The organism is Candidatus Coatesbacteria bacterium, from assembly GCA_014728225.1.
Lineage (GTDB): Bacteria > RBG-13-66-14 > RBG-13-66-14 > RBG-13-66-14 > RBG-13-66-14 > WJLX01.
This window is the reverse complement of record WJLX01000179.1, coordinates 1-21,896: the sequence shown is the minus strand read 5'-3', so window position 1 is coordinate 21,896 and position 21,896 is coordinate 1. Positions and strand designations below refer to the sequence as shown.

Genomic DNA, 21,896 nt, shown 5'->3' with positions numbered 1-21,896 from the left:
GACCACGCATAGTCGAACACCGGCAGCACCGGTCCAATCAACCAACTACAACGGCAGAGCGGACGCGGATCGACCCGTGTTGATCATCGAACTCAGCCTTCTGGCCTTACTACTGACCTTCTCCGCCTTCTTTTCCGGCTCGGAGACGGCCTACTTCTCCCTGGCCGAGAGCCGAATCGAGACCCTGGCCCAGAGCGACAAGGCAGCCCGCCGCCGGGTGGCCAAGCTGATCCGCCGCCCCGCCGACCTGCTGGCCACCCTGCTGCTGGGCAACATTCTGGTCAACGTCGCCGCCGCCTCACTGGCGACCATGCTTACCCTGCGGTTGTTCGAAACCGGTGGGCTGGAATACGCCACGCTGGGAATGACCTTCGTCCTGCTGATCCTGGGCGAGGTGACCCCCAAGAGCCTGGCCTCCTACCACCCCGTCGATTTCGCCAGCCTCGGCTCCCGCCTGCTGGGCTTCTTCCGCTGGCTCTTCACCCCGATTCGACGACCGCTGACCCGCATGACCGAAGGCTTCACCCGGCGCCTGGTCGCCCGAACCACCGACGATGAGGAGCTGACCCTGGCCGAGCTGCGCACGGCCCTCGAGCTGGCCCGGCAGCACGGTGAAGTCGATGAGTTCGAGAGCATGCTCCTGGGACAAATCTTCACCCTGGAGCACAAGCAGGTGCGCCAGATTCTGACACCGGTTACCGAGATCGTCTCCATCGACGTGGAGAACAAGCCCGCAGCGGCCCTCGACGTCTTCCGCCGCAAACAGTTCGCCCGGCTGCCGGTCTGGGAGGCAGAACCGGACAACTGGATCGGCGTAGTGCGTGCACAGGACGTGGGTCACGCCGTCCTATCGGGACCTCCGGATGACCTGCGTCCCCTGCTGCGGCCGATCACCTTCATTCCCGAACAGGCCTCCGCCCTGACCCTGCTGCGACATTTACGTCGCAGCGGCAGCCACCTCTGTCTGGTCAACGACGAATACGGCGTTCTCGTCGGCCTGGTAACCCTGCAGGACGTCTACGACGAGCTCTACGAATCGACACCGGCCCGGGAGAGCAGGATCCGCCAAGCCGAACCCGGTCGCTGGATCTGCCGGGGATCCCTGGGTCTGGACGACTTCAGCCGCATCACCGGTATCGAGGTGACCGATGATTACTACAGCTCCCTGGGCGGTCACCTGACCGGCCTGCTCGGACGGATTCCCGCGGCCGGTGAGCGGATCTGCACCGACGGCTTCACCTACTACATCACCGAGGCCGAACCGACCCACATCGACAGGATCGTCGCCCAGCGTCAAGAGGAGGGAGGTGGGAGCGGATGAGCCTGACCCTGGGTCTGGTCTTGCTGGTATTGGCCCTCGCCGGCTCCTCCTTCTTCTCGGGGATGGAGACGGCCATCATCAGCGCCAACCGGCTCACCTTCCTCGTCGACGCCGAAAAGGGCGACCGGCGGGCCCGCCGAGCCCTCAAGGAGCTGCGCGATCCCCAATTACTGATCACCACCATCCTTGTCGGTAACAACATCTGCAACGTCGGCGCCTCAACGGTGGCTACGGCGCTATTGGTGCAGTACCTGCCCGACCAGTTGATCAACGCGACCACCGTCATCGCCAGCCTGGGTCTGACCCCACTGCTGTTCGTCTTCGGCGAGCTGCTGCCCAAGGCCGTGGCCCGGACCTACGCCAACCGCTTGACCAAGACGATTATCCCCCTGCTACGCATCTTCAAATGGCTGTTCATCCCAATTTCCCTGGTCGCCGGCGGTCTCTCCCGCCTGCTCTTCCGGATCAAGAAACTCGACCCCCGCTCGGCCTGGCGTATCTCCCGGGAGGAATTGCGCGTCCTGCTGCGCCAGGGAGAACGCCGCAGCGCCATCGAAACCCCGACGGCGCGGATGGCCGGCGCAGCTTTCCACTTTTCCGAACGCGAGGTCCGCGAGGTGATGACCCCCCTGCGCGAGTTACGGGCCATCCCAGCCTCAGCGGGAGTCGACCAGGCCTACGCCGAGGCCAGCGCCGGGGAAACACCCTTCCTGATCGTCTACGAGGAACGCGTCGATCGCATCGTCGGCGTCCTGCCCGTCGGCGAACTGCTCCGCGCCCCCCTGGGAAGCCGCCTGGGCGAACTGGCTCGCCGACCCCTCTTCGTTCCCGAGAGCAAATCCCTCGAGGGGATGCTCGACGAGCTGCAGCACGCCGGCGCCAACCTGGCCGTCGTCGTCGACGAGTTCGGCTCCACCCTGGGCGTCGTCACCCTCGATCACCTGCTGGGTGCCATCCTCGATGTCATCCCCGGCGACGACGAGAACGGCGGCGCACCCCTCGAGGCCACCCAGGAGATCGTCCTACCCGCCGAAACGACCCTCGTCGAACTCACCGAACGCTACGAGGTCAGCCTGCCGAGCGGCGACTACGCCACCCTGGCCGGGCTGATCATCGACCGGCTGGAGCGGATCCCCGAACGAGGAGCCGAATTGACCGTCGAGGGCTGGCGCCTGCGCGTCGTCGAGGCCGATCCTCGACGAATCCTCAGCGTCTCCCTCAGCCGACTCGAGGAAGACTGACGTAAAGCCCTTGTCCGCCCCCGCCGCCGCAGACCCTTGACAACCCCGCCGCGTTGTACACTACGGTCCGCCGCCGGAACCGGCACGGTTTTTGCGGAGGCGGACCGTTATCCTCGTTCGTAACGGTTGCCGAGATGCAAAAACCGTGCCGGTTCCGGCGGCGGGGGTTGTCGAGGAGCGGTCCGGTAAAGGTCTGCGGCGGCGGGGGCGGGCATCGGAGCAATCCGGGGTGAAAAAAAGAGGCCCTTGGGCCCTTGGTCGCAAGGCGTTCGGCTGGGTCGGAGTCTACTCCTCTTCGCCGAAGAGGCTCTTGATGTAGCTCCAGGACTGGTTGTCGGCCGAAGAGGGCGGCTGTTCGATGGGGCTGTCGCTGTTTTGGGGCTCGGGTTCACCGCGGAGGTGGAAGTCGAAGAGGTTGTTCTGGGTATCGAGGCCGTTGCCGCGCTCCTCGTCGTGGTAGCTGCCGCTTTTACGTTCGAGAGAGCTGCCGGTATTGGGTGTGTTGCAGGGTGTACCCTCGTAGTAATCGGTGATCGGCGCGCCCCAGCCGACGGTGTCGACGAGTTCGCCGGTGTCGTAGAGGATAATCCCGCCGCTGAGGGTGTCGATCTCCAGCTCGGGAAACACCAGGTCGGGGACGGTCCAGTTGGTGGGCCAGTCGGCGTCGGCCAGGGCGATGAGATAGAAGCCGTAGGCCGGGATATCGTCCTCGAGATAGAGCACGGGGCCGCCGTTCGAGGATTTGATGAAGTAACCGTCGAGGTCGACATCGTCGTCGGTGGGGTTGTAAAGTTCGATGAAGGGGGCCTGCCCCTCGTAGGGCGCCAGCAGGATCTCGGAGACGACGACATAGTCGGCGATGTCGTCCAGGGCTCCGGCTGCGCCGGCACAACACAGCAACAGGATCAGGCCGAGCAAAACGGCCGGACGGGACCGGGGAGCTGGATTAGGCTTTGGCATCGGCGCTCATCAGCGATAGTCGATAGTAGTATAGTAGTCGATGATAATCGGCGGTAAACAGCGGTCGCGAGGCAGATTGAGGCTTCCAGTTTTGGCTGATCCAGCCGCGGGCGATCGATGCCGGAGACGACGCCGCCTGCGGCAGCCGATTATAAAGACAGTTCAATCAACAGGTTAAACGAACCGAAACAAACGAACCGAAACAAACGAATACTGTTCAACTTTCAACTCCAATGAGTATTGCAATTACAATATCATTTTCAATTTCAATTTCAATTTCAATTACAGACTTTACTCCTCACTCACGATCCAATATAGTCAAAAACATCGTAGGGGTCAAGGCTTTTCGGGCGGCCGCGGAGGGGAGCCACGGGAGTAATTGACCGACTCTCGACCGGGGTGTTATAATGCGGCGGCTGGCGATACGGTGGACGGTGGATTCGGGCAAATTCGCCCTCCGCCGGACGGAGCACGACAACGACCGAAGCGTCAACCACGACCATCATTCGCGGAGCGGTCTAGCCAAATGCCCCAGCTCGAGATCATCGTCAACAACAAACTGGGGCTCCACGCCCGTCCCGCCGCCCTGTTCGTTCGGGTGGCCCAGAAATTCGAAGCCGACATCTACGTTTCTCGCAACGACGGCAAATCTGGCGAAGTCAACGCCAAGAGCGTGATGGGCGTCATGGCTCTGGGCGCCGGTCCGGGAACGGCGTTGATGGTCCGCGCCGAGGGACGGGACGCCGAGCGGGCCCTGCGCAGCCTGCAACTGCTGGCCGAGAAGCATTTTCTGGAAAAGAGCGCCTCCAAGAATCAAGCCTAGCGGGCCGGACCAACCCAGCGCAACCCGCGGCTCGTCCGCGGTTTTTTTAACACTTCGTCAACGACAGCCGTCAGGACGACGGCAATCGAACCAACGGCGGCAACGATGAACTTCTACCGCGGCATCCCGGTTTCCTCGGGCGTGGCCATCGGACCGGTTTTTAAGCCCCGATTGGAACACCTGGGCGTGGGCCGGGACAACATAGCGGACACCGCCACCGAGGAAGCCCGCTTCCACGAGGCTCTGGAGACGGCCAAGGCCCAGGTTCGGCGGCTGATTGAGCAGCTGCGCGCCGGCGGTCGCCAAACGGAACTGGAGATCCTCGAAAGCCAGTTGATGATGTTCGAGGACGCCAGCCTGATCGACGGCGTCGTCGAGAAGATCAACACGCTCAACTGCACCGCCGAATACGCCATCAGCGTCGTCGTCGACCACTTCGTCGAGACCTTCACCAACTTCGAGAACGACTACCTGCGCGAGCGGGTGGCCGACGTCCGCGACCTCGGCGACCGGCTGATCCGCATCCTCCTGGGCAAGCGCGAATCCGCCGTCACCCGCCTGAACCGCCAGGTGGTCATCGTAGCCCACGACCTGCCGCCCTCGACGGCGGCCCAGATCGATCCCAAGCGGGTGCTGGGCCTGGCCATCGACGTCGGCGGCACGACCAGTCACACCGCGATCATCAGCCGGGCCCTCGAGGTCCCCGCCGTCGTCGGCCTGGGCAACCTCTACCGCCGGGCCGAAGAGGGCGACATGCTGATCCTCGACGGCCGCAAAGGCATCGCCGTCCTCAACCCCTCCCAAGAGCTGCTGGAGAAGTACCGTCACGTCCAGGCCGCAGAGACGGCCAAGCTCAAATCCCTGCGCAAGCTGCGCGACGAGCCCGCCGAAACCAAAGACGGCTTTCAGATCGAGCTGGCGGCCAACATCGAGCTGCTCAGCGAGGTCGACGCCGTCCAGACCCACGGCGCCGACGGCGTCGGCCTCTACCGCACCGAGTTCCTCTACCTCAACCGCGACGATCTGCCCAGCGAGGAAGAGCAGTTCGAGGCCTACACCGTGGTGGCCCGCCAACTGGCCCCCAAGCCCGTGGTCATCCGCACCGTGGACATCGGCGGCGACAAGTTCCTCTCCCACCCCGACGTCCCCGTCGAGATCAACCCCTACCTGGGCTGTCGGGCGGTGCGCTTCTCCCTGACCCGCCCGGACACCCTGCGCACCCAGTTGCGCGCCATCCTGCGCGCCTCGGCCACGGGCAACGTCCACCTGATGTTCCCCATGATCAGCTCCCTCGATGAGCTGCGCCAGACCAAGACCATCCTGGCCCAGTGCATGGAGCAGCTCGACGAAGAGCAACGGCCCTACGATCCCGACATCGAGGTCGGTATCATGGTCGAGGTGCCCTCGGCGGCCATCCTGGCCGATCAGTTCGCCCCCGAGGTCGATTTCTTCTCCATCGGCACCAACGACCTGATCCAGTACACCCTGGCCGTCGACCGCTCCAACCCTTCCCTGGCCCACCTCTACCAGCCCTTCCATCCCGCCGTGCTGCGCCTGCTCAAGACCATCGTCAACGCCGGACACAACGCCGGCATCTGGGTCGGTATCTGCGGTGAGATGGCCGCCAACCCCATCGCCGTTCCCTTCCTGGTCGGTCTGGGCATCGATGAGCTCTCCGTCAGCCCCGTCAACGCCCCCGTGGTCAAGGCCACCATCCGGGCCACCGAATTCCGCCACGCCTCCCAACTGGCCGAAGAGCTGATCAAACTGCGCAACCCCGAGGAGATCATCGAGCGCCTGCGCCGGGCTCTGCCCGAGGACGTCCATCGCTACGTCGATCTCCAGTCCGACCAGACGGATAACGGTACCCTCCTGCCGCAAACCGAAGACTGATCCCCCTGCTACCGCCGCAGCTTGCTAACCGAGCATCTTTTCAGCTATGCTGGGTAGGTGAACTGGATCTCAGGTCCAAACAAGACCGAACCAACGTCCCGCCCGCCAAAGGAGCAACCATGAAGCGAATCGTTACGGCGATACTCATCCTCTGCGCCGTCGTCGGCGCCACCGAGATCTACGGTCCGCGTTCGATGGGCCTCGGCGGCGCCATGGTCGCCCTGGTCGACGACGGCACCGCCGCCTACTGGAACCCGGCGGCCTTCGGGCGCCGCGACCTGATCTTCGGTGCCGATCCCACCTGGGGCTTCGGCGTCAAAGACGGTATCACCGAGCAAATGAACAATTTCCGCGACTATTACGAGAGCGCCGACGAGCTGCCGATGGATCCGGCCCAGATCCAGAACTTCATCATCGACTTCCAGGGAGCCCTCGAGGATTTCAACGAACCCGGCGTCGGCGTCATCGGTAACATGCACGCCGGCTTCGCCACCCAGATCGGCCCCGTCGCCGTCAGTTGGGTAGACATGACCAAGCTCGAGATCGGACCCTGGGTCGACACCTACACCGCCCGCCTGATCTCGACCACCTACCTCGACTCCTTCGAAGAGATCGTCGCCCTCTACGGCGGCGGACTGCTTACGACCGCCGAGTTCAACACCCTGGCCGCCCAGGGCTGGCGCACCATCGAGGGCGACGGCATCGGCCTCGAAGATGACAACATGTCCGTCATCAACTCCACCGGCTTCGCCCAGCACGACTTCGCCGCCACCTACGCCCACAGCTTCGACCTCAAACGCGACAACTACATCGCCATCGGCGCCAGCGCCAAGTTCATCTACGCCCAGCGCTACAACCACCAGATCCCCTTCCAGCTCGAAGACGCCCTGACCACGGGACCAAACTGGCTCTTCGAGAACATCCTCAACGTCGGCCCCTCATCCACCGGCACCAGCTTCTCGATGGACCTCGGTGTCCAGGGTTTCGTCGGCGACTTCTTCCACTTCGGCATCATGGGCCGTAACATCATCCCCCTCGAAATCGAGTGGGACAACGGCGACCCCAGCACACCCCTCGATCCCCAGGTCCGTATCGGCGTGGCCTTCGAACCCATCGAAGGCCTTAACCTGGCCCTGGATATCGACGCCCTCGAAGTCGAGTACACCATCCGCACCTACGACCCCCTGACCGGCGAGACCATCCAGATCCCCGTCGACAAGGTCCGGGACCTGTCCTTCGGCGTCGAGTGGTCCTTAGCCGATATCTTCGACCTGCGCGCCGGTATCAACACCAACTACAACTCCCTCATCGAAGAGCAGGCCGACGCCAACTTCCTCGGCTGCTTCGGCTTCGGCATCCACATCGGCGAGATCTTCCACTTCGACCTCGGCGTAATGACCAACACCTTCTCCTCGGGCGACCACAACTCCCACCTCGGCGGCTCCGTCGCTCTGGGCTTCGCCCTCTAGAGCCCGCCGAACACGATGACGAACCGGTCCCCCCGGGGACCGGTTCTTCAATATCAACGCCGTTGAACCCCGCTTGAGCAAGAACGCAACCGGCCACGGCGCGACCTTTGAAAAACAGCGCCGCGGCACCTCCAGCACAAGCCGACCCGGTCGCGCCGGAACCGGCACGGTTTTTGCGGAGGCGAAACGTTAAGATCGCGCTAACGGTCGCCGAGATGCAAAAACCGTGCCGGTTCCGGCGCCGTCCCCCCGTATCTCCCGGAGCGACGGCGGTTGTTTTTCAACAGGTCGCGCCGCCGCTCGGGCATTTCAGCCACGTGGACGACCGGCCTGCCCCACCCGACCCTTTACAACGCCCGTCGGCCGGATTATGATATGAATCGAAAACGTCAACGACCCGCCGGCGGGGGAGGTTACCAATGCGCAAACGCTTGTCGATGATGGTGCTGCTGGCCGCGACGCCGGCGCTGGCCCTGTCCTTCTTCGGCCCCCGGGCCATGGCCCTGGGCGGCGCCTACGTGGCGGTGTGCGAGGACGAAGCCAGCGTCTACTACAATCCCGGCGCCATGGCCGCCGCCGAGGACTACTTCGCCTGCGTGCCGCAATTCGGCCTGGTCTCCGACGACCGCCTGACCGAGGCCGTCGACGGCTTCCTCGCCAACCGCCAGGACATCTACGACAGCATCCCCAGCGAGTTCTACGACGAGGAAGACCTCCTGCCCCTCGTCGAGGCCGTCGAGGACGCCCATGACTACCTCGTCCGCTACAGCGACGGCGAGGCCGGTGTCTCCGGCTACCTCAGCTACGGCGCCGGGGTGATGCTCGGCCCCCTGGCCGTCAGCTGGCTCTCCACGGGCGACGGCCAGGTAACCTTCGAGACCGACCCCGACACCGGCCGCCTGATCCCCGGTTACCTTCTCGACGATCCCTACCTGGTGGCCCTGTTCTATCAACAGGAGCTCCTCGACGCCGAGCAGTTGACCACTCTCTGGCCCACCTACCCCGACCCCACCGGCTTCATCGGCGACACGACGGGCAACGGCGTCGGCCTGGACGACAACCGCACCCTGACCCGGCTGGCCAACGACGCCCGCCAGGAGTTCGTCCTCACCTACGCCGATTACGTCTACCGCAATCGGGCGGGCGACTGGGCCGTCTCCGCCGGGGTCAACCTAAAATACCAACTGCATCAGGCCTACCGGGAAACCTTCGACAGCCACGACGCCGGCATGGCCACCACGGGCCCCCTGTGGATAACCGAACGCCTGCTGTCGGTCCGCCCCGTGCTGGGCAACTCCTTCAGCGCCGACCTCGGTGTCCACGCCCAGCTCAGCCGCTACTGCCGCTTCGGCATCCTGGGCCGCGACGTCATCCCCTCGACGATCGAGTGGGACGAGGCCGTCGCCAACGCCCCGCTGCGCCTTCAACCCACCTGGCGCCTCGGCCTGGCCGTCGACATCATCCCCGATATGCTGACCGTCAGCACCGACGTCGATCTGCAGGAAATCGAGGGCGCCTTCAGTCCCCAGCAAGACCTGGCCGCCGGCGTACGGATGCGCTTCGGCGAAGTCGCCTGGGCCGGCGCCGGCCTGCTCTACAACCTGGCCGATGAACTGCAAACACCCCTCTACACCCTGGGCGGCGGCATCAAGCTCCTGGGCGTCCGCTTCGACTTCACCGTCGGCCTCGGCGTGGTCGACTTCTCCGGCGAGCTGGATACCTACTTCTCCAGCGCCGCCGCCGTCGGCTTCACCTTCTAGTTCGGCGCGTCGCCGATCCACGATACGTGAACGGGGAGGACCTGCTGGTCCTCCCCGTCGTCGAACCAACCGCGAAGTCAATCTCAATAGAGCACTTAAGGCAAGGGAGCATCACACGAGTTGAACATCAGCTGTTGCAGTTGGGTTCTTCCAGCGGCGTGAACGAGTTTGCTGTCCCGCCACCGATCGAAGGGGGCAATGTGGCGGGGAAGAGCGGGTCGCGGGAGCGGCACGTCAAGTGTCCCAGATGCAACTACCGCCGCGCCGAGGGACGTCAAAAAAGCGAGGGTCGCGGCAAGCTGTTCAAGCAGCGTCCCCGGGAACGTCGTAACGCGCCGCCGGAAAAATGCGGCGAGACAGCCCGTCTGTTCCGCCTCGGCGTCCCGACCGTCCGCGCCGCCGCTCGCCGGGCCGCGCTCGACCCGACCAGCTACACCGCTACGCCGACGGCCGGCGGGTCTATAAGAAACTGCAAATCATCGGCTTTCACCATAGGCGCCTCAATGACGACAAGACCCCAATCGATGGCCGGCGACGGCAAACAGCCGAGCAGAGCTTCGGACTCTGTATCCGTGAAAGGTCGTTCAGCTTCAACCATCGAGACGCCGAAAACGCGCTAAAGCACCTCGGGTGTATACGTCGCGCTTGGTTAGATGTCGCTGATAATCCCTAAGGTAATGCACCCCCTTTGTATCGATGACCGACAATGATGCAGACCGCTGGTAACGGGCGGGACAGGTTCGAATCTCGTCAAAGCTTTGGCGGTACCCGAGGCGCTGCAACTCAGCGATGCCGGCACCGGCGGCTCGCGGCTGTTTGAGCCACCCTCGGGGCTGTCGTCCACCTCTGGGGCATCCTGTGGCTAGGCCCCGGCATGACAGCCGGTGGGGATCGCTCTTCCACCAACAGGCCAAGCCAGCCGGCCAAGCCAGCCGCTACAACCGCTCCTCGCCAGGTTCTCCACCAGTCGTCTTCACGAACGGCCTGAACTGCTCACCCTCAGCGAGCGGGACCGGCAAGGTGTTTTACGCCAGCCGAGCAACACCCCCGGGAACGGCGCGCGGCGGGGTTGTGCCGCGCCCTGTCGCTTCGCGCTCGCCTCCCGGCGGCCGCGGCCCGCAACAACCGTCACACCGCCGGAGCTTGGCCGGGCGGCTTAGGCGTCAAAGCGCGGCGGCAGGCCGTAGCGCCGCGCCAGGTACAAGGCGCCGATGATCAGCTTGGTATCGATGAACCGTCCGGCGATGATCCCCTCCAACAGCGTCTCGAGGGGAAACTCGACGGGTCGGACGAACTCGTCGGCGTCCAGGGGCGGATCCGGCGGCCAGCTCAACCCCCGGGCCAGGTACAGCCGGGTCAGGCCGCTGGAGTAGCCGACGGCGTGGGCGTACTCGAGCAGGAACTCCAGCCGCCCGCAGGTGCAACCCAGCTCCTCGAGCAACTCGCGCCGGGCGCTGGCGGCGGGCTCCTCACCGGGATCGACGAGACCGGCCGGCAGCTCGACCAGCGTCCGCTCAACGGCGGGACGGTGGTGCTCCAGGGCGTGGACGATCCCATCCTCCCCCAGGGGCAGCACGGCCACGGCGTCGGGGGCTTCGACGATCTCATGGTGGGTTTGTCGGCCGTCGGGCAGGCGCAGGCGCCAGCGAGCCAGTTTCAGGTACCTGCCGCTGAAGACGGGCTCCCGCTCCAGCACCTCGGCTTCGATCCGTGGATCATCCTTCAAGGCCCATCCTCTGCTTAAGGTCAGCACCATGGTATCACATCGGGCAGACCTGGCGCCTTGCCCGTCCCTTGGGTTACAATCACCCTAGACAACAAACCAACGTCGGTGGGAGGCTACTGTGGATAAACTGTTCCTCGAGGAGTTGGAATTACAGAACAAGCGGGTGCTGATCCGTCTGGACCTCAACGTCCCCGGCGACGCCGCGGGCAACGTGACCGACGATACCCGCATCGAGGCCGCCCTGCCGACCCTCGAGTACTGTCTCGAGCAGGGCGCGGCGCTGATCCTCTGTTCCCACCGCGGCCGCCCCGCGGCCGAGCACGTCCCGTCGCTGAGCCTGCGACCCGTGGCCGCCAGGCTCGGGGAGCTCCTCGGCCGACCGGTGATCATGCCCGCCGAGGACCCCGACTACATCATCAATGACGAGGCCTTCGCCCTGGCCGACAACCTCGAGGCCGGGCAGGTCATGCTGCTGGAGAACCTGCGTTACGACAAGCGCGAGAAGGCCAACGACCCCCACTTCGCCATGCGGCTGGCCTCGCTGGCCGACCTGTTCATCAACGACGCCTTCCCGGTCTGCCACCGCGTCCATGCCAGCGTCGTCGGCGTGGCCCGCTACCTGCCCGCCGCCTACGGCTACCAGGTCAAGAAGGAAATCGAATACATGGGTCGGCTCAAGGGAGACGTGGAGCGGCCCTACGTCGGTATCCTCGGCGGCGCCAAGGTCTCCACCAAACTCGGCGTCCTGGAAACCTTCCTCGACAAGGTCGACAAGCTGCTCATCGGCGGCGGACTGAGCTACACCTTCATGGCCGCCGCCGGCCGACCCATCGGCCGGAGCATCTACGAACCCGACTACACCAACATCGCCCACGACATGCTCGAGGATAACCCGGACAAGATCATCCTGGCCGTCGACAACTACGTCGTCGACCAGATCGGCCCCGAGTACGAGGCTCAGCTCGTCGACCGCATCCCCGCCGACAAGGAATCCGTCGACATCGGCGAAAAAACCAAACCCCTCTTCGCCGCCGAGATCGCCCGGGCCAAGACCCTGTTCTGGAACGGCCCCCTGGGCTACTTCGAGGACGAGCGCTTCGCCGCCGGCACCCGCTTCATCGCCCGCGAGGTGGCCAAGCTCAAGGACAAGGGCGCCCTGACCGTCATCGGCGGGGGGGACTCCGCCGCCGCCATCCGCCAGACCCCGGGCTTGAACTATGACAACTACTCCTTCGTCTCCACAGCCGGCGGCGCCGCCCTCGAGTTCGTCCAGGGCAAGGTCCTGCCCGGCTTGCGCGCCCTGACGGACAAGGCTTGATCCTCGAGCGCCGCGCGACGGCGTTGAGCATTCCGCGGCGGACCCGAGCGGTCCGCCGCTAACGCAAGCACCCCGCCCACCCGGTCGCCACGGCCCGACGCCTTGACCTTTATCGGGCCAGGCGCTAAACTGCATTCACTGGAAAACCTCCACCGACGGAGAGGAGAAAGATGCCGGCGCAGCTGCTGGACGGGAAACTAGCCGCGACGGAAATCCGTAAAGAAACTACGGCCCGCGTCGAAGCCCTGAGCATCCCCCCGCGCCTGGGAATCCTGGTCGCCGAGGGCGACCGACCCTCGGCCGCCTACGCCAAGGTGCTGCGCCGCAGGGGCGACAAGCTGGGCCTCGAGGTCCAGCGCCACCGCTACCCCGACGACATCGCCCGGCACGACTTCAACGCCCTGCTGGCCGAGGTCGAGGAGGCCGCTCACGGCGTACTGGTGATGCGGCCCCTGCCCCGGCAGCTCGACCCCGCCGCCGTCGACGAGTTGATCGATCCGCTCAAGGACGTCGACGGCGTCCAGCCGGCCAATGTGGGCCTGCTGGCCCTGGGACGCCCACGCTTCGTTCCGGCCACGGCCCGGGCGATGCACCTGCTGCTCCAACGCAGCGGTGTGCCGTTGAAGAGCAAACGGGCCGTGATCATCGGCCGCAGCCCGACGGTGGGCAAGCCCCTGTTCCAGCTCCTGCTGGCCGAGCATCTGACCGTCACCGTCTGCCACAGCCGCACCGTCGACCTGGCCGCCCGGGCCGCCGAGGCCGACGTCCTCGCCGTGGCCGTCGGTCGGGCCCACCTGGTGACCCCGGAGTTCATCAAGCCCGGCGCCGTGGTGCTGGACGCCGGTTACAACTGGGACGCCGACGCCAGTCACGAGCTGGGCGACGTCCATCCCGCTGCAGCCGAGACCGCCGGGTGGTTCACCCCGGTACCCGGCGGCGTGGGGCCGCTGACCACGGAACTGATGCTGGCCAACGCCGTCGCGGCCGCGGAGCTCCAACAGTAACCCAGCCTAAACGAGGGCCGACTTGGCAGAGAAGAAAGATAAACGCAAGCGCCGCCGGCGCATCATCCTGATCATCCTCGCCGCCGGCGCGGCGATCCTGCTGATCAACATCTTCGCCGCCGGCGAGGAAAAGCCCCGGGTGACCGTCGAGACGGTCCAGCCCCGGAAGCTCTCCAGCGTGGTCAGCGGGCCAGGCCACGTCCGACCCTCGATCGAGGTCGAGCTGACCGCCCTGACCACGGGGCAGATCACGCGCATTCCGGTCAAGGAGGGCCAGCGGGTCTCCAAGGGAGACCTGATCGTCGAGATCGACCCCGACCAGTCGGAGAGCCTGCTCTCCCAGGCCCGGGCCGCCTACTCCGGCGCCGTGGCCTCCAAGGAGCAGGCCGCGGCGGCCCTCGAACAGGCCGAAGAGGAGTATGAACGCCAGCGCCAGCTCTACGAGGACGGCCTGATCAGCGCCCAGGAGTGGACCCTGGCCCAGACGCAACTGCGCACCCAGCGGGCGGCCTTGGATGCCGCCAACAGCCAGATCTACTCCGCCTCGGCCCAGGTGCGCGCCGCCCGCGACGGCGTCGAGAAAACCCGCTACATCTCCTCGATCGACGGCGTGGTGGTGGCCCTCAACGTCGAAGAGGGCGAAATGGCCGTTCCCGGCACCACCAGCATCGGCGGCACCCCCCTGGCCACCGTGGCCAGCCTGGAGGGCATGCTCGTCGAGGCCGACATCGACGAGACCGACGTCGTCGACCTCGAGGTCGGCCAGCCGGCCGAGATCTACGTCGACGCCTTCAACGACCGCGTCTTCGCCGGCGTGGTCATCGAGATCGCCAACTCGGCCAGCACAACCCTGGCCGGCACCAGCGAAGAGGTCGTCAACTTCGAGATCAAGGTCGTCATCGAGGACGAGGTGCCGCCCAACCTCTACCCGGGGATGAGCGCCACCGTCGAGATCACCACGGCGACGGTCGAGGACGCCCTGACCATCCCGATCAGCGCCGTGGTCATCCGCGACGCCGAGACCGTCGCCGACTGGCTGGGCGAGGAATTCGATCCCGCCGGACAAGACGAGATCGAGGGCGTCTTCGTCAACGACAACGACAGCGCCGCCTTCCGGCCCATCGAAACGGGCATCAGCGACCAGACCCACATCGAGGTCCTGGCGGGGCTGGAAGACAACGAGAGCATAATCAGCGGCCCCTACAAGGAGCTGCGCACCCTGGCCCACGGCGACGAGATCGAGCGCCAGCAGGCCGACGACGCCGGCGGGGAGGACTGAGCGTGAGCGCCGAGCACGGCCCGCTGATCAAGCTGCGTGAGCTGACCAAGATCTATCGCATGGGCGAGGTCGAGGTCCGGGCTCTCGACGGCGTCGACCTCGACATCGAGCGCGCCGAGTACCTGACGATCATGGGTCCCTCGGGCTCGGGCAAGAGCACCCTGATGAACCTGATCGGCTGCCTGGACACACCGACGGCGGGCGACTACCACCTGGAGGGCGAGCTGGTCTCCGAGCTGGAGGACGACGAGCTGGCGGCCATCCGCAACCGCCGGATCGGCTTCGTCTTCCAGACTTTCAACCTGCTGCCCCGTTCTACGGCCCTGGACAACGTCGAGCTGCCGCTGATCTATTCGCGTCTGGAGCGCGACAAACGCCGCCGCCGGGCCCGCCGCGCCCTGGAGAAGGTCGACCTGGGCGACCGCATCGGCCACCGGCCCAACGAGCTCTCCGGCGGCCAGCGCCAACGCGTGGCCATCGCCCGCGCCCTGGTCACCGAGCCCTCGATCCTGCTGGCCGACGAACCGACGGGAAACCTGGACTCCAAAACCGGCGTAGAGATTCTACAGCTCTTCAAGCAACTGCACGACGACGGCCAAACGATCATCGTCGTCACCCACGATCCAACGGTCGCCGATGCCGGCGAGCGGATCATCCACCTCCTCGACGGCCGGATAGTCCGCGACGAGGAGGTCGGCACCCGGCGGAAGATCGCCGCTGAAACTACCCTGCAACCATGACCGAGCGCAAACGCCGCTACCTGACCTACATCCTGATCGCCGTGGCCGTGGCCGCGGTGATCGTGCTGTTGTCGGTGGACTTCGGCCGCAACCCGGCGGCCAACCTGCGCACGGCCAACGTCCTGCTCGACGAGGGCTTCCTCGAAGAGGCCCTGCTGGAATACGAGCGGGCCCTGGAGGGCGATCCGACGAATCTGGAAGCCGCCGTCGGCCGCCTGGACGCCCTCGACGGCACCCACCAGCTGCGCGCCGCCCGCGACCGTTTCATCGCCGCCCGGGACGCCCACCCCGGCGACCCCTTCTATAGCTTCCAGCTGGCTCTCTACTACGCCCACCACCTGGACTTCCACCGCGCCCAGGAACAGCTCGAACAGGCCGCCGCCAACGGCCTCGACCGCGGCTGGAACGCCTACGGCACCGGGGTGATCTACAACGCCTCCGGCCAGTTCGCCAACGCCGTCGAGGAGTTCTCCAAGGCCGTCTCCATCGATCCGACCCTCAGCGCCGCCTACATCCGCCTGGCCGACGCCCATATCCGCCTCGAAGAACTCGACGAGGCCCGTAGAATTCTGACCAACGGACTTGAGGCCTGTCCCCACGACGCCTACCGTCTTCACCCCCGACTCGCCTGGCTCTCACTGGCGGAAGGCAACAACGAATTGGCCTACGAAGAGCTGGAACGCGTCCTCAAAACCGCCGACGACTCCCCCAGCTGCTACTACGCCGCCGCCCGTATCGCCCTGACCCTGGAACCGTCGACCGGCTTCGTCGTCCAGGAGCTCTACGACGAAGACACCGAACCGCTGACGGCCACCACCGACCTCGAGCCCGGCGCCGAACTCGCCGTGGCGATCATCACCCGAGCCGTCAACGACGATCCCCTGCCCTCGCGCGCCCACTTCCACGCCGCCGACATCCTCTTCAGCGTCGGCGATGTCGACGGCGCCGCCGAGCAGCTTGAACTCAGCGCCCAACATGCCCCGAGCGGTTCCTGGTACGAGGACGCCCCCCTGGAGCTCCTCCACTGGCGCGGCCATCGCCAACTGACCGCCGGTGACTACGCCGCCGCCGCCGACTCCTTCGAGCAAATCCTCGCCGCCCGCCCCGGCGACACTCGGGCCCTCTATCAGCTGGCCCGGTGCCAGCAGTCCCTCGGGGACGACGAGCAGGCGCGGCGGGTCTACGAAGAGTTGACCAACCAGGCCCCCGATGATCCCCGCGGCTACCAGGGGCTGGCCCAGCTTCACGCCCGCCGGGGGGAACTGCAGGCCGCTATCGCCAACGCCGAAACCGCCGTCGCCAAGGACCCCGGCGATGTCGGCGCCCAGAAAAGCCTGCTCGATTTCTACATCTCCGCCCACAACCACCAGCGCGCCCAGGTACTCCTCGACAACCTGCTGCAGCGACAGCCCGACGATCCCGAACTCGAACTGCTCAGCGGCCGCCTCAGCGAGAGCAGGGACGACCTGGTCGCCGCCGTCGACCACTACCAGCGCGCCCTCTCCCTGGGCCTGTCCACCCCGCTGGCCGGACGCACCCACTTCACCCTGGCCCGGCTCTACAGCCGACGGGCCGCCGCCGGCACCGAAACCGCCGAGGCCGAACGCTTCCTGGAACTCGCCGACGAACACCGCAACGAAGCCCTCGGCCTGTCCAACACCCTGACGACCCTCTAGCCAACCCGGGGAACTGGGAGCGCTACAAGGTACGACAAACGCGGCCTCGGGAAACCTGACCGAGCAACCGCAAAGACAACCGTTCCCGCTCTCCGCGGCGACTGGACCAGCCCCGCCGACCCGCCGGTTGGCAAAACCGACCCGAACGGTCCGGCAACAGCCGCGACCGCTCAAGACCCCAAGCGAGTGACCCGCCAATGACCATAACACCGCCCCGATCGCTGATTATCGCCCTGCTGGTCCTCCTGGCGGGCGTCGCCTGTGAGCCGACGACCTCGAATCCTCTGGGATCGGAACTCGACGATCGCGAGCAGGAGGTCTATACCCTGATCATCGAGCCCGACGTCGACTGGGTCGACACCGGCTATTACGGCTACAGCAACACCGACGGCTCGATCAAACTGGCCGTCGGCCGCGTCGACGACACCATCGTCCGCAGTCTGATCGAGTTCGACCTGGACGACCTGCCCGGCGAGGTCGATGCCGACAACCTGGAACGGGCCTACGTTCAATACTACTACACCCGGGGTTACAGCGTCGCCAACTGGCGCCCGATCAACCGCGGCGAGCTGCGCGTCGACGTCCACGCCCTCGGCGCCGACTGGGTGGATGAGGAGGCCGACTGGCTCTATCGCAGCGCGGATCACCGCTGGGACAGCCAGGGCGGCGATTTCGGCCCGACCTACTCCAGCTTCGTCCTCGAAGAGCTGGAAACCGGCGACGCCGAGACCCGGCGCTTCGAGGTCACCCAGCTCGTGCTGGATTGGCTCGCCGATCCCGACGCCTACCACGGCCTGCTGCTCAAGGCCGCCGACGAAGCCGGGGCGAGCTGCGTCAAGGAGTTCTACTCCGACGATCTCCAGGCCTCGGACAACCGCCCCTACCTGCTGGTCGTCTACGAGAGCTCGGACGGTGAGAAGCGCGAAGCGCGCATCCAGGCCGAGCAGGACGTCCACATCGCCCGCAACACCGCCGACGGCGGCTCCGGCTACAGCTACGGCGCCGATCCCGAACTGGAACTGGGGATCGCCTACGGTTCCAGCCGGCGGCTGGTCTTTGATTTCGCTCTCCAGGAGCTGCCCGACGAGGCGACGATCAACCTGGCCCGCCTCGAACTCTACAGCTCCTTCCCCGACCGAGCCTACGAACAGACCCTCTACCTCCAGCACCTGCTGGAGGATGTCGACGAGGGCTACACCCAGGAACAGCTGCGGGCCGCCGAACTGGCCGACGACGACGAGGGGATCTACGGCCGGGATATCACCGGCGCGCCCGGCGGCTACTACGACTTCCAGATCGCTCCGATCGTCCAGGACTGGCTGGCCGGCGACTACGAACAACACGGCCTGGTGCTGCGCCTGGGTCACACCCTGGACTACGCCCAGAGCATCCGCGTCGCCACCTCGCAGACGCCCTACGAGAACCGCCGCCCCCGCTTAGTGATCAAGTACACCCTGCCGCCGGGATACTGGAGCACCGCCCCCGTTGGAACGCACACCGTGCTGGACTAATACCCCGAGGAGACCATGCGCCGGATCCTGATCATCTTGCTGCTGCTGCCCGGACTTTGCCTGGCCTACTCGCTGTTCGCCCTCGGACGGCCCGGCGAACCGCTACCCCCCGTCGACGCCCGGGGCCGGGCCCTGGGCAATACCGCCCTCGGCCTGTGGGACAACTACAACCTCAGCTTGCTCAACCCGGCCAATCTCGCCGGGTACGGCTACAGCACCTTCACCATGACCACCCTGCGTGAATTCAACGCCTACCGGGTCTCGGCCGGGGAGAGCAACTACACCACCACGGGGATACCCAACCTGCAGTACATCTTCGCCCTCTCCGACAGCTTTAACGCGGCCCTGGGCTGGCGCGAGCGCCAGAGCTGGCGCTTCGAGTACGCCACCCCGCTGACCGACGGCGGTCAGCAGGTCGGCTGGACAACGGTCGAGGGCAGCGGCTCCGTCAACGCCGCCAGCCTGGCCCTCGGCTGGCACGCCGCCGATAACCTGGGCCTGGGCCTGCGGGTCAGCGGCCTGATCGGCGATCCCGAGGAGACCTGGACCGCCGATTACGACGACGAAGACTACGGCGACTACGGCAGCACCACGGACGTGCTGCGCAGCGAGGTCCGCGGCCTGGCCGTCGCCGCCGGGGTCAACCTGCGCTTCGGCGACCTCAACACCGCCGCCTACTGCGAGTTCCCCCTCCTCGGCGACGTCACCCGCGTCACCGAGAGCAGCTTCGGCGAAGTCGAGGCCACCGACACCGAGTTCAACTATCCGCTCAATTTCGGCGCCGGCCTCGGCTGGACGCCCGACGATCACTGGAGCCTCGTCGCCGATTTCCGCTACGAGCTGTGGAGCGGCTTCAAGGTCGGCGAAGTGGAGCTGGGCTATGAAGATGCCTTCCACATCGGCCTGGGCGCCGAATTCGTCCCCGTCCGGCGCATCAACGCCCCCTTCCTCGCCCGCCTGCCCCTGCGGCTGGGCGGCTTCTACGAACAGCTCTACGACGCCCCCAGCGGCCAGGCGCTGACCGAATACGGCGCCACCGTCGGCCTGGGGATGTTCATGGGCGACGAAGACGAATCGGCCCTCGATGTCAGCTTCCAGTACTCCCGCCGCGGCGACCTGGAAGCCAACGACCTCGAGGAGGAGTTCTACCGGGTGATCTTCACCCTCAACGGCGCCGACAGCTGGTGAGGTCTCCCCGACTGAGCGAACATGGGGAGCGGCCGGCCGCTCCCCTTTTCCTTGACGCCCCCGCCGCGGACAGCTATACTCTGTCCCCTTTTCCACCCCGAACCAGTCTGTACAACACAGTCGGTAAAGATGAGTCAGGAAAAAGCACCATCACAACAGCTCAAGGATCAGCAGTTCATGCGCCAGGTGCTGGAGCTGGCGCGCCAGGCTTTGGGACGCACCTCGCCCAACCCCCTCGTCGGCGCCCTGGTCGTCACCGATGACGACCGGATCGTCGGCCAGGGCTGCCACACCAGGGCTGGACGGCCCCACGCCGAAATCATCGCCCTCGAGGAGGCCGGCGAGCTCTGTCGCGGCGCCACCCTCTACACCAACCTCGAGCCCTGCTGCCATCAGGGCCGCACCCCGGCCTGCGTGGACAGCATCATCCCCGCCGGTATCCGCCGGGTGGTCATCGCCCATCCCGACCCCAACCCCCTGGTCGACTGCGGCGGGATCCAGCGCCTGCGCGACGCCGGGATCGAGGTCGTCGAGGGCGTCCTGGAGGCCGAGGCCCGCGAGCTCAACGCCCCCTACCTCAAGTACATCATCCACGAGCTGCCCTACGTCACCGTCAAGATGGCCATGAGCCTGGACGGCAAGATCGCCACGGCCTCCGGGGAGAGCAAGTGGATCACCTGCGATGAATCCCGCCGCCGGGTCCATGAGCTGCGCAACCAGACCGACGCCATCATGGTCGGTATCGGCACCGTCCTGGCCGACGACCCGCAGCTCAACGTCCGCATCGAGACCCCGGACATCCGTCACCCCCAGAAGGTCATCGTCGACTCCAAGGGTCGGGTGCCCAACCGCTGCCGGACGATCACCACGGATCCGCGCACCATCGTCGCCGTGGCCTCCAAGGCCAGTCCCTCCCGGGTCAAGGCCCTGGAGAGCGCCGGCGCCCGGGTCGAGATCATCGACGGCAGCGCCGTCAAGGTCGACGTCACCCGGTTGATGTACCGCCTGGCCGAGCTGGAGATCATGAACGTCTTGATCGAGGGCGGCGGCGGATTGGCCGCCAGTCTCTTCGAAGCCGGTCTGGTCGACCGCGTGGTCTGCTTCGTCGCCCCGGTCATCATCGGCGGTGCCGAGGCCCCCAGCCCCGTCGGCGGCCGCGGCGTCGTCCAGCTCTCCGAGGCCCACTACCTGACCGACGTGACCTACGAACAGAGCGGCCGTGACCTGATGATCAGCGGCAGGGTCGAGGACAACGGCGCTCCGATCGACGCCCTGAACCTCAAGCGTTGACGACGGTCCGGCCTAATCCGACATCCAGACGAGGCCCCCGGGCCTCGTTTGATTATCAGTGCGGCTTTACGTTATCCGCCGGCGCTCCCGACAGCGTGAAAACCCCCGCCGGCCTGCGCACTTTACGGCAGCTTCCCTCCGCCCCATTCCACTTTCTTTGCCGCAGGATCGCGCTGCTGTGAGAGCAACTAAACCCCCACTGCGCCGCCGACGGCCGCAGAAAAGTGAAGCAAGTCCAGTATCATATGGCAACCCACACGCTACCGGACCATTCGTGGTAGTGGAAACCGTTGTTTCAAATCTCTTGCAAGGTAGAGAGTTCTTCACCGGCAGCGGTTTCGCCGGTGCTTTCCCGGTGATGGTCGGTGTTGAACGGTAACAGCAGTAGACCCGCCCTGATGGGACTAACCGTGCCCGGTGGTGGAGCGAACAGCCCCGGATCGTTAGCACCCTTTACGCAACCTGGCCTCCTCACCATCCACCTTGTCTATGAATATCTTAGTGGTGTTTGCAGAGCCCTCGTCGTCAGATGATCCCGTCACTATGCAATTAAACTAGGGATTATCACCTAATTATGAACAAGCGTGAAGTATGCTCCTGAGGTAGTTTAGCGCGTTTTCGTCGTCGCGATGGTTGAATCTGAACTCCATCTCCCTGATAAACAGCCTGAAGTTGTGCTTGAAACCGCCGTGGTCGG

Annotated in this window: 16 protein-coding genes; 14 read left to right on the top strand and 2 right to left on the bottom strand. The window is 65.7% G+C overall.

Translation table 11 applies throughout. The annotated features are described in order from the left end of the window. Positions 1-76 precede the first annotated feature (76 nt). Both GF399_12855 and GF399_12850 read left to right on the top strand, forming a co-directional pair. Positions 77-1,321: a DUF21 domain-containing protein gene (locus tag GF399_12855; protein ID MBD3401204.1), complete on the top strand. Its 1,245-nt coding sequence runs from the start codon at positions 77-79 to the stop codon at positions 1,319-1,321. Continuing rightward, positions 1,318-2,562 (top strand): DUF21 domain-containing protein, encoded by a 1,245-nt coding sequence (locus GF399_12850; GenBank protein ID MBD3401203.1) that lies wholly within the window; start codon positions 1,318-1,320, stop codon positions 2,560-2,562. The genes GF399_12855 and GF399_12850 overlap by 4 nt, the downstream gene beginning before the upstream one ends. Before the next feature lie 285 nt (positions 2,563-2,847). On the opposite strand, the gene GF399_12845 is transcribed toward GF399_12850, so the two are convergent. Beyond that, positions 2,848-3,522, bottom strand: coding sequence for a hypothetical protein (locus tag GF399_12845; GenBank protein MBD3401202.1), 675 nt, complete (start codon positions 3,520-3,522; stop codon positions 2,848-2,850). Between the two features lie 526 nt (positions 3,523-4,048). Between GF399_12845 and GF399_12840 the strand changes: the two genes are divergently transcribed. From GF399_12840 to GF399_12825, 4 genes are all read left to right on the top strand, one after another. Further along, positions 4,049-4,345: an HPr family phosphocarrier protein gene (locus GF399_12840; protein ID MBD3401201.1), complete on the top strand. Its 297-nt coding sequence runs from the start codon at positions 4,049-4,051 to the stop codon at positions 4,343-4,345. A gap of 105 nt (positions 4,346-4,450) precedes the next feature. Then, positions 4,451-6,238: a phosphoenolpyruvate--protein phosphotransferase gene (ptsP, locus tag GF399_12835; protein ID MBD3401200.1), complete on the top strand. Its 1,788-nt coding sequence runs from the start codon at positions 4,451-4,453 to the stop codon at positions 6,236-6,238. Between the two features lie 119 nt (positions 6,239-6,357). Continuing rightward, a complete protein-coding gene (locus GF399_12830; GenBank protein MBD3401199.1) occupies positions 6,358-7,707 on the top strand; it encodes a hypothetical protein in 1,350 nt (449 codons plus the stop codon). A 419-nt stretch (positions 7,708-8,126) separates the two neighbouring features. Next, entirely contained in the window at positions 8,127-9,467 is a 1,341-nt protein-coding gene (locus tag GF399_12825; protein ID MBD3401198.1) for a hypothetical protein, read from the top strand. Between the two features lie 1,156 nt (positions 9,468-10,623). On the opposite strand, the gene GF399_12820 is transcribed toward GF399_12825, so the two are convergent. Further along, entirely contained in the window at positions 10,624-11,223 is a 600-nt protein-coding gene (locus tag GF399_12820) for an NUDIX domain-containing protein (GenBank protein MBD3401197.1), read from the bottom strand. Positions 11,224-11,311: 88 nt separating this feature from the next. Here GF399_12820 and pgk point away from each other — a divergent pair, with 88 nt between their 5' ends. The 8 genes from pgk (at position 11,312) to ribD (ending at position 21,199) form a co-directional block, all read left to right on the top strand. Beyond that, complete coding sequence (pgk, locus tag GF399_12815) at positions 11,312-12,511, top strand: phosphoglycerate kinase (protein MBD3401196.1); 1,200 nt, start codon at positions 11,312-11,314, stop codon at positions 12,509-12,511. 170 nt (positions 12,512-12,681) lie between these two features. Beyond that, complete coding sequence (locus GF399_12810; GenBank protein ID MBD3401195.1) at positions 12,682-13,515, top strand: bifunctional methylenetetrahydrofolate dehydrogenase/methenyltetrahydrofolate cyclohydrolase; 834 nt, start codon at positions 12,682-12,684, stop codon at positions 13,513-13,515. Between the two features lie 22 nt (positions 13,516-13,537). Further along, entirely contained in the window at positions 13,538-14,794 is a 1,257-nt protein-coding gene (locus tag GF399_12805; GenBank protein ID MBD3401194.1) for an efflux RND transporter periplasmic adaptor subunit, read from the top strand. A gap of 59 nt (positions 14,795-14,853) precedes the next feature. After that, positions 14,854-15,534, top strand: a complete 681-nt coding sequence (locus tag GF399_12800) for an ATP-binding cassette domain-containing protein (protein MBD3401193.1) — start codon at positions 14,854-14,856, stop codon at positions 15,532-15,534. Further along, entirely contained in the window at positions 15,531-17,210 is a 1,680-nt protein-coding gene (locus tag GF399_12795) for a tetratricopeptide repeat protein (protein ID MBD3401192.1), read from the top strand. The genes GF399_12800 and GF399_12795 overlap by 4 nt, the downstream gene beginning before the upstream one ends. A gap of 197 nt (positions 17,211-17,407) precedes the next feature. Further along, positions 17,408-18,721 (top strand): DNRLRE domain-containing protein, encoded by a 1,314-nt coding sequence (locus GF399_12790; GenBank protein ID MBD3401191.1) that lies wholly within the window; start codon positions 17,408-17,410, stop codon positions 18,719-18,721. Positions 18,722-18,736: 15 nt separating this feature from the next. Next, positions 18,737-19,909 carry a hypothetical protein gene (locus GF399_12785; GenBank protein MBD3401190.1) on the top strand — a complete coding sequence of 391 codons (1,173 nt, stop codon included), beginning with the start codon at positions 18,737-18,739 and terminating at the stop codon, positions 19,907-19,909. Positions 19,910-20,038: 129 nt separating this feature from the next. Then, on the top strand, positions 20,039-21,199 hold the full coding sequence (ribD, locus tag GF399_12780; protein ID MBD3401189.1) for a bifunctional diaminohydroxyphosphoribosylaminopyrimidine deaminase/5-amino-6-(5-phosphoribosylamino)uracil reductase RibD: 1,161 nt from the start codon (positions 20,039-20,041) through the stop codon (positions 21,197-21,199). Positions 21,200-21,896: the final 697 nt, after the last annotated feature.

What these genes read in the sequence shown, in the direction of transcription:
- GF399_12800 (MBD3401193.1), top strand. Translation starts at nt 14,854, where the DNA reads ATGGGCGAGGTCGAGGTCCGGGCTCTCGACGGCGTCGACCTCGACATC.
- ribD (MBD3401189.1), top strand. Translation starts at nt 20,039, where the DNA reads ATGAGTCAGGAAAAAGCACCATCACAACAGCTCAAGGATCAGCAGTTC.
- GF399_12840 (MBD3401201.1), top strand. Translation starts at nt 4,049, where the DNA reads ATGCCCCAGCTCGAGATCATCGTCAACAACAAACTGGGGCTCCACGCC.
- GF399_12810 (MBD3401195.1), top strand. Translation starts at nt 12,682, where the DNA reads ATGCCGGCGCAGCTGCTGGACGGGAAACTAGCCGCGACGGAAATCCGT.
- GF399_12850 (MBD3401203.1), top strand. Translation starts at nt 1,318, where the DNA reads ATGAGCCTGACCCTGGGTCTGGTCTTGCTGGTATTGGCCCTCGCCGGC.
- GF399_12785 (MBD3401190.1), top strand. Translation starts at nt 18,737, where the DNA reads ATGCGCCGGATCCTGATCATCTTGCTGCTGCTGCCCGGACTTTGCCTG.
- GF399_12795 (MBD3401192.1), top strand. Translation starts at nt 15,531, where the DNA reads ATGACCGAGCGCAAACGCCGCTACCTGACCTACATCCTGATCGCCGTG.
- ptsP (MBD3401200.1), top strand. Translation starts at nt 4,451, where the DNA reads ATGAACTTCTACCGCGGCATCCCGGTTTCCTCGGGCGTGGCCATCGGA.
- GF399_12825 (MBD3401198.1), top strand. Translation starts at nt 8,127, where the DNA reads ATGCGCAAACGCTTGTCGATGATGGTGCTGCTGGCCGCGACGCCGGCG.
- GF399_12830 (MBD3401199.1), top strand. Translation starts at nt 6,358, where the DNA reads ATGAAGCGAATCGTTACGGCGATACTCATCCTCTGCGCCGTCGTCGGC.
- GF399_12790 (MBD3401191.1), top strand. Translation starts at nt 17,408, where the DNA reads ATGACCATAACACCGCCCCGATCGCTGATTATCGCCCTGCTGGTCCTC.
- GF399_12820 (MBD3401197.1), bottom strand. Translation starts at nt 11,223, where the DNA reads ATGGTGCTGACCTTAAGCAGAGGATGGGCCTTGAAGGATGATCCACGG.
- GF399_12845 (MBD3401202.1), bottom strand. Translation starts at nt 3,522, where the DNA reads ATGCCAAAGCCTAATCCAGCTCCCCGGTCCCGTCCGGCCGTTTTGCTC.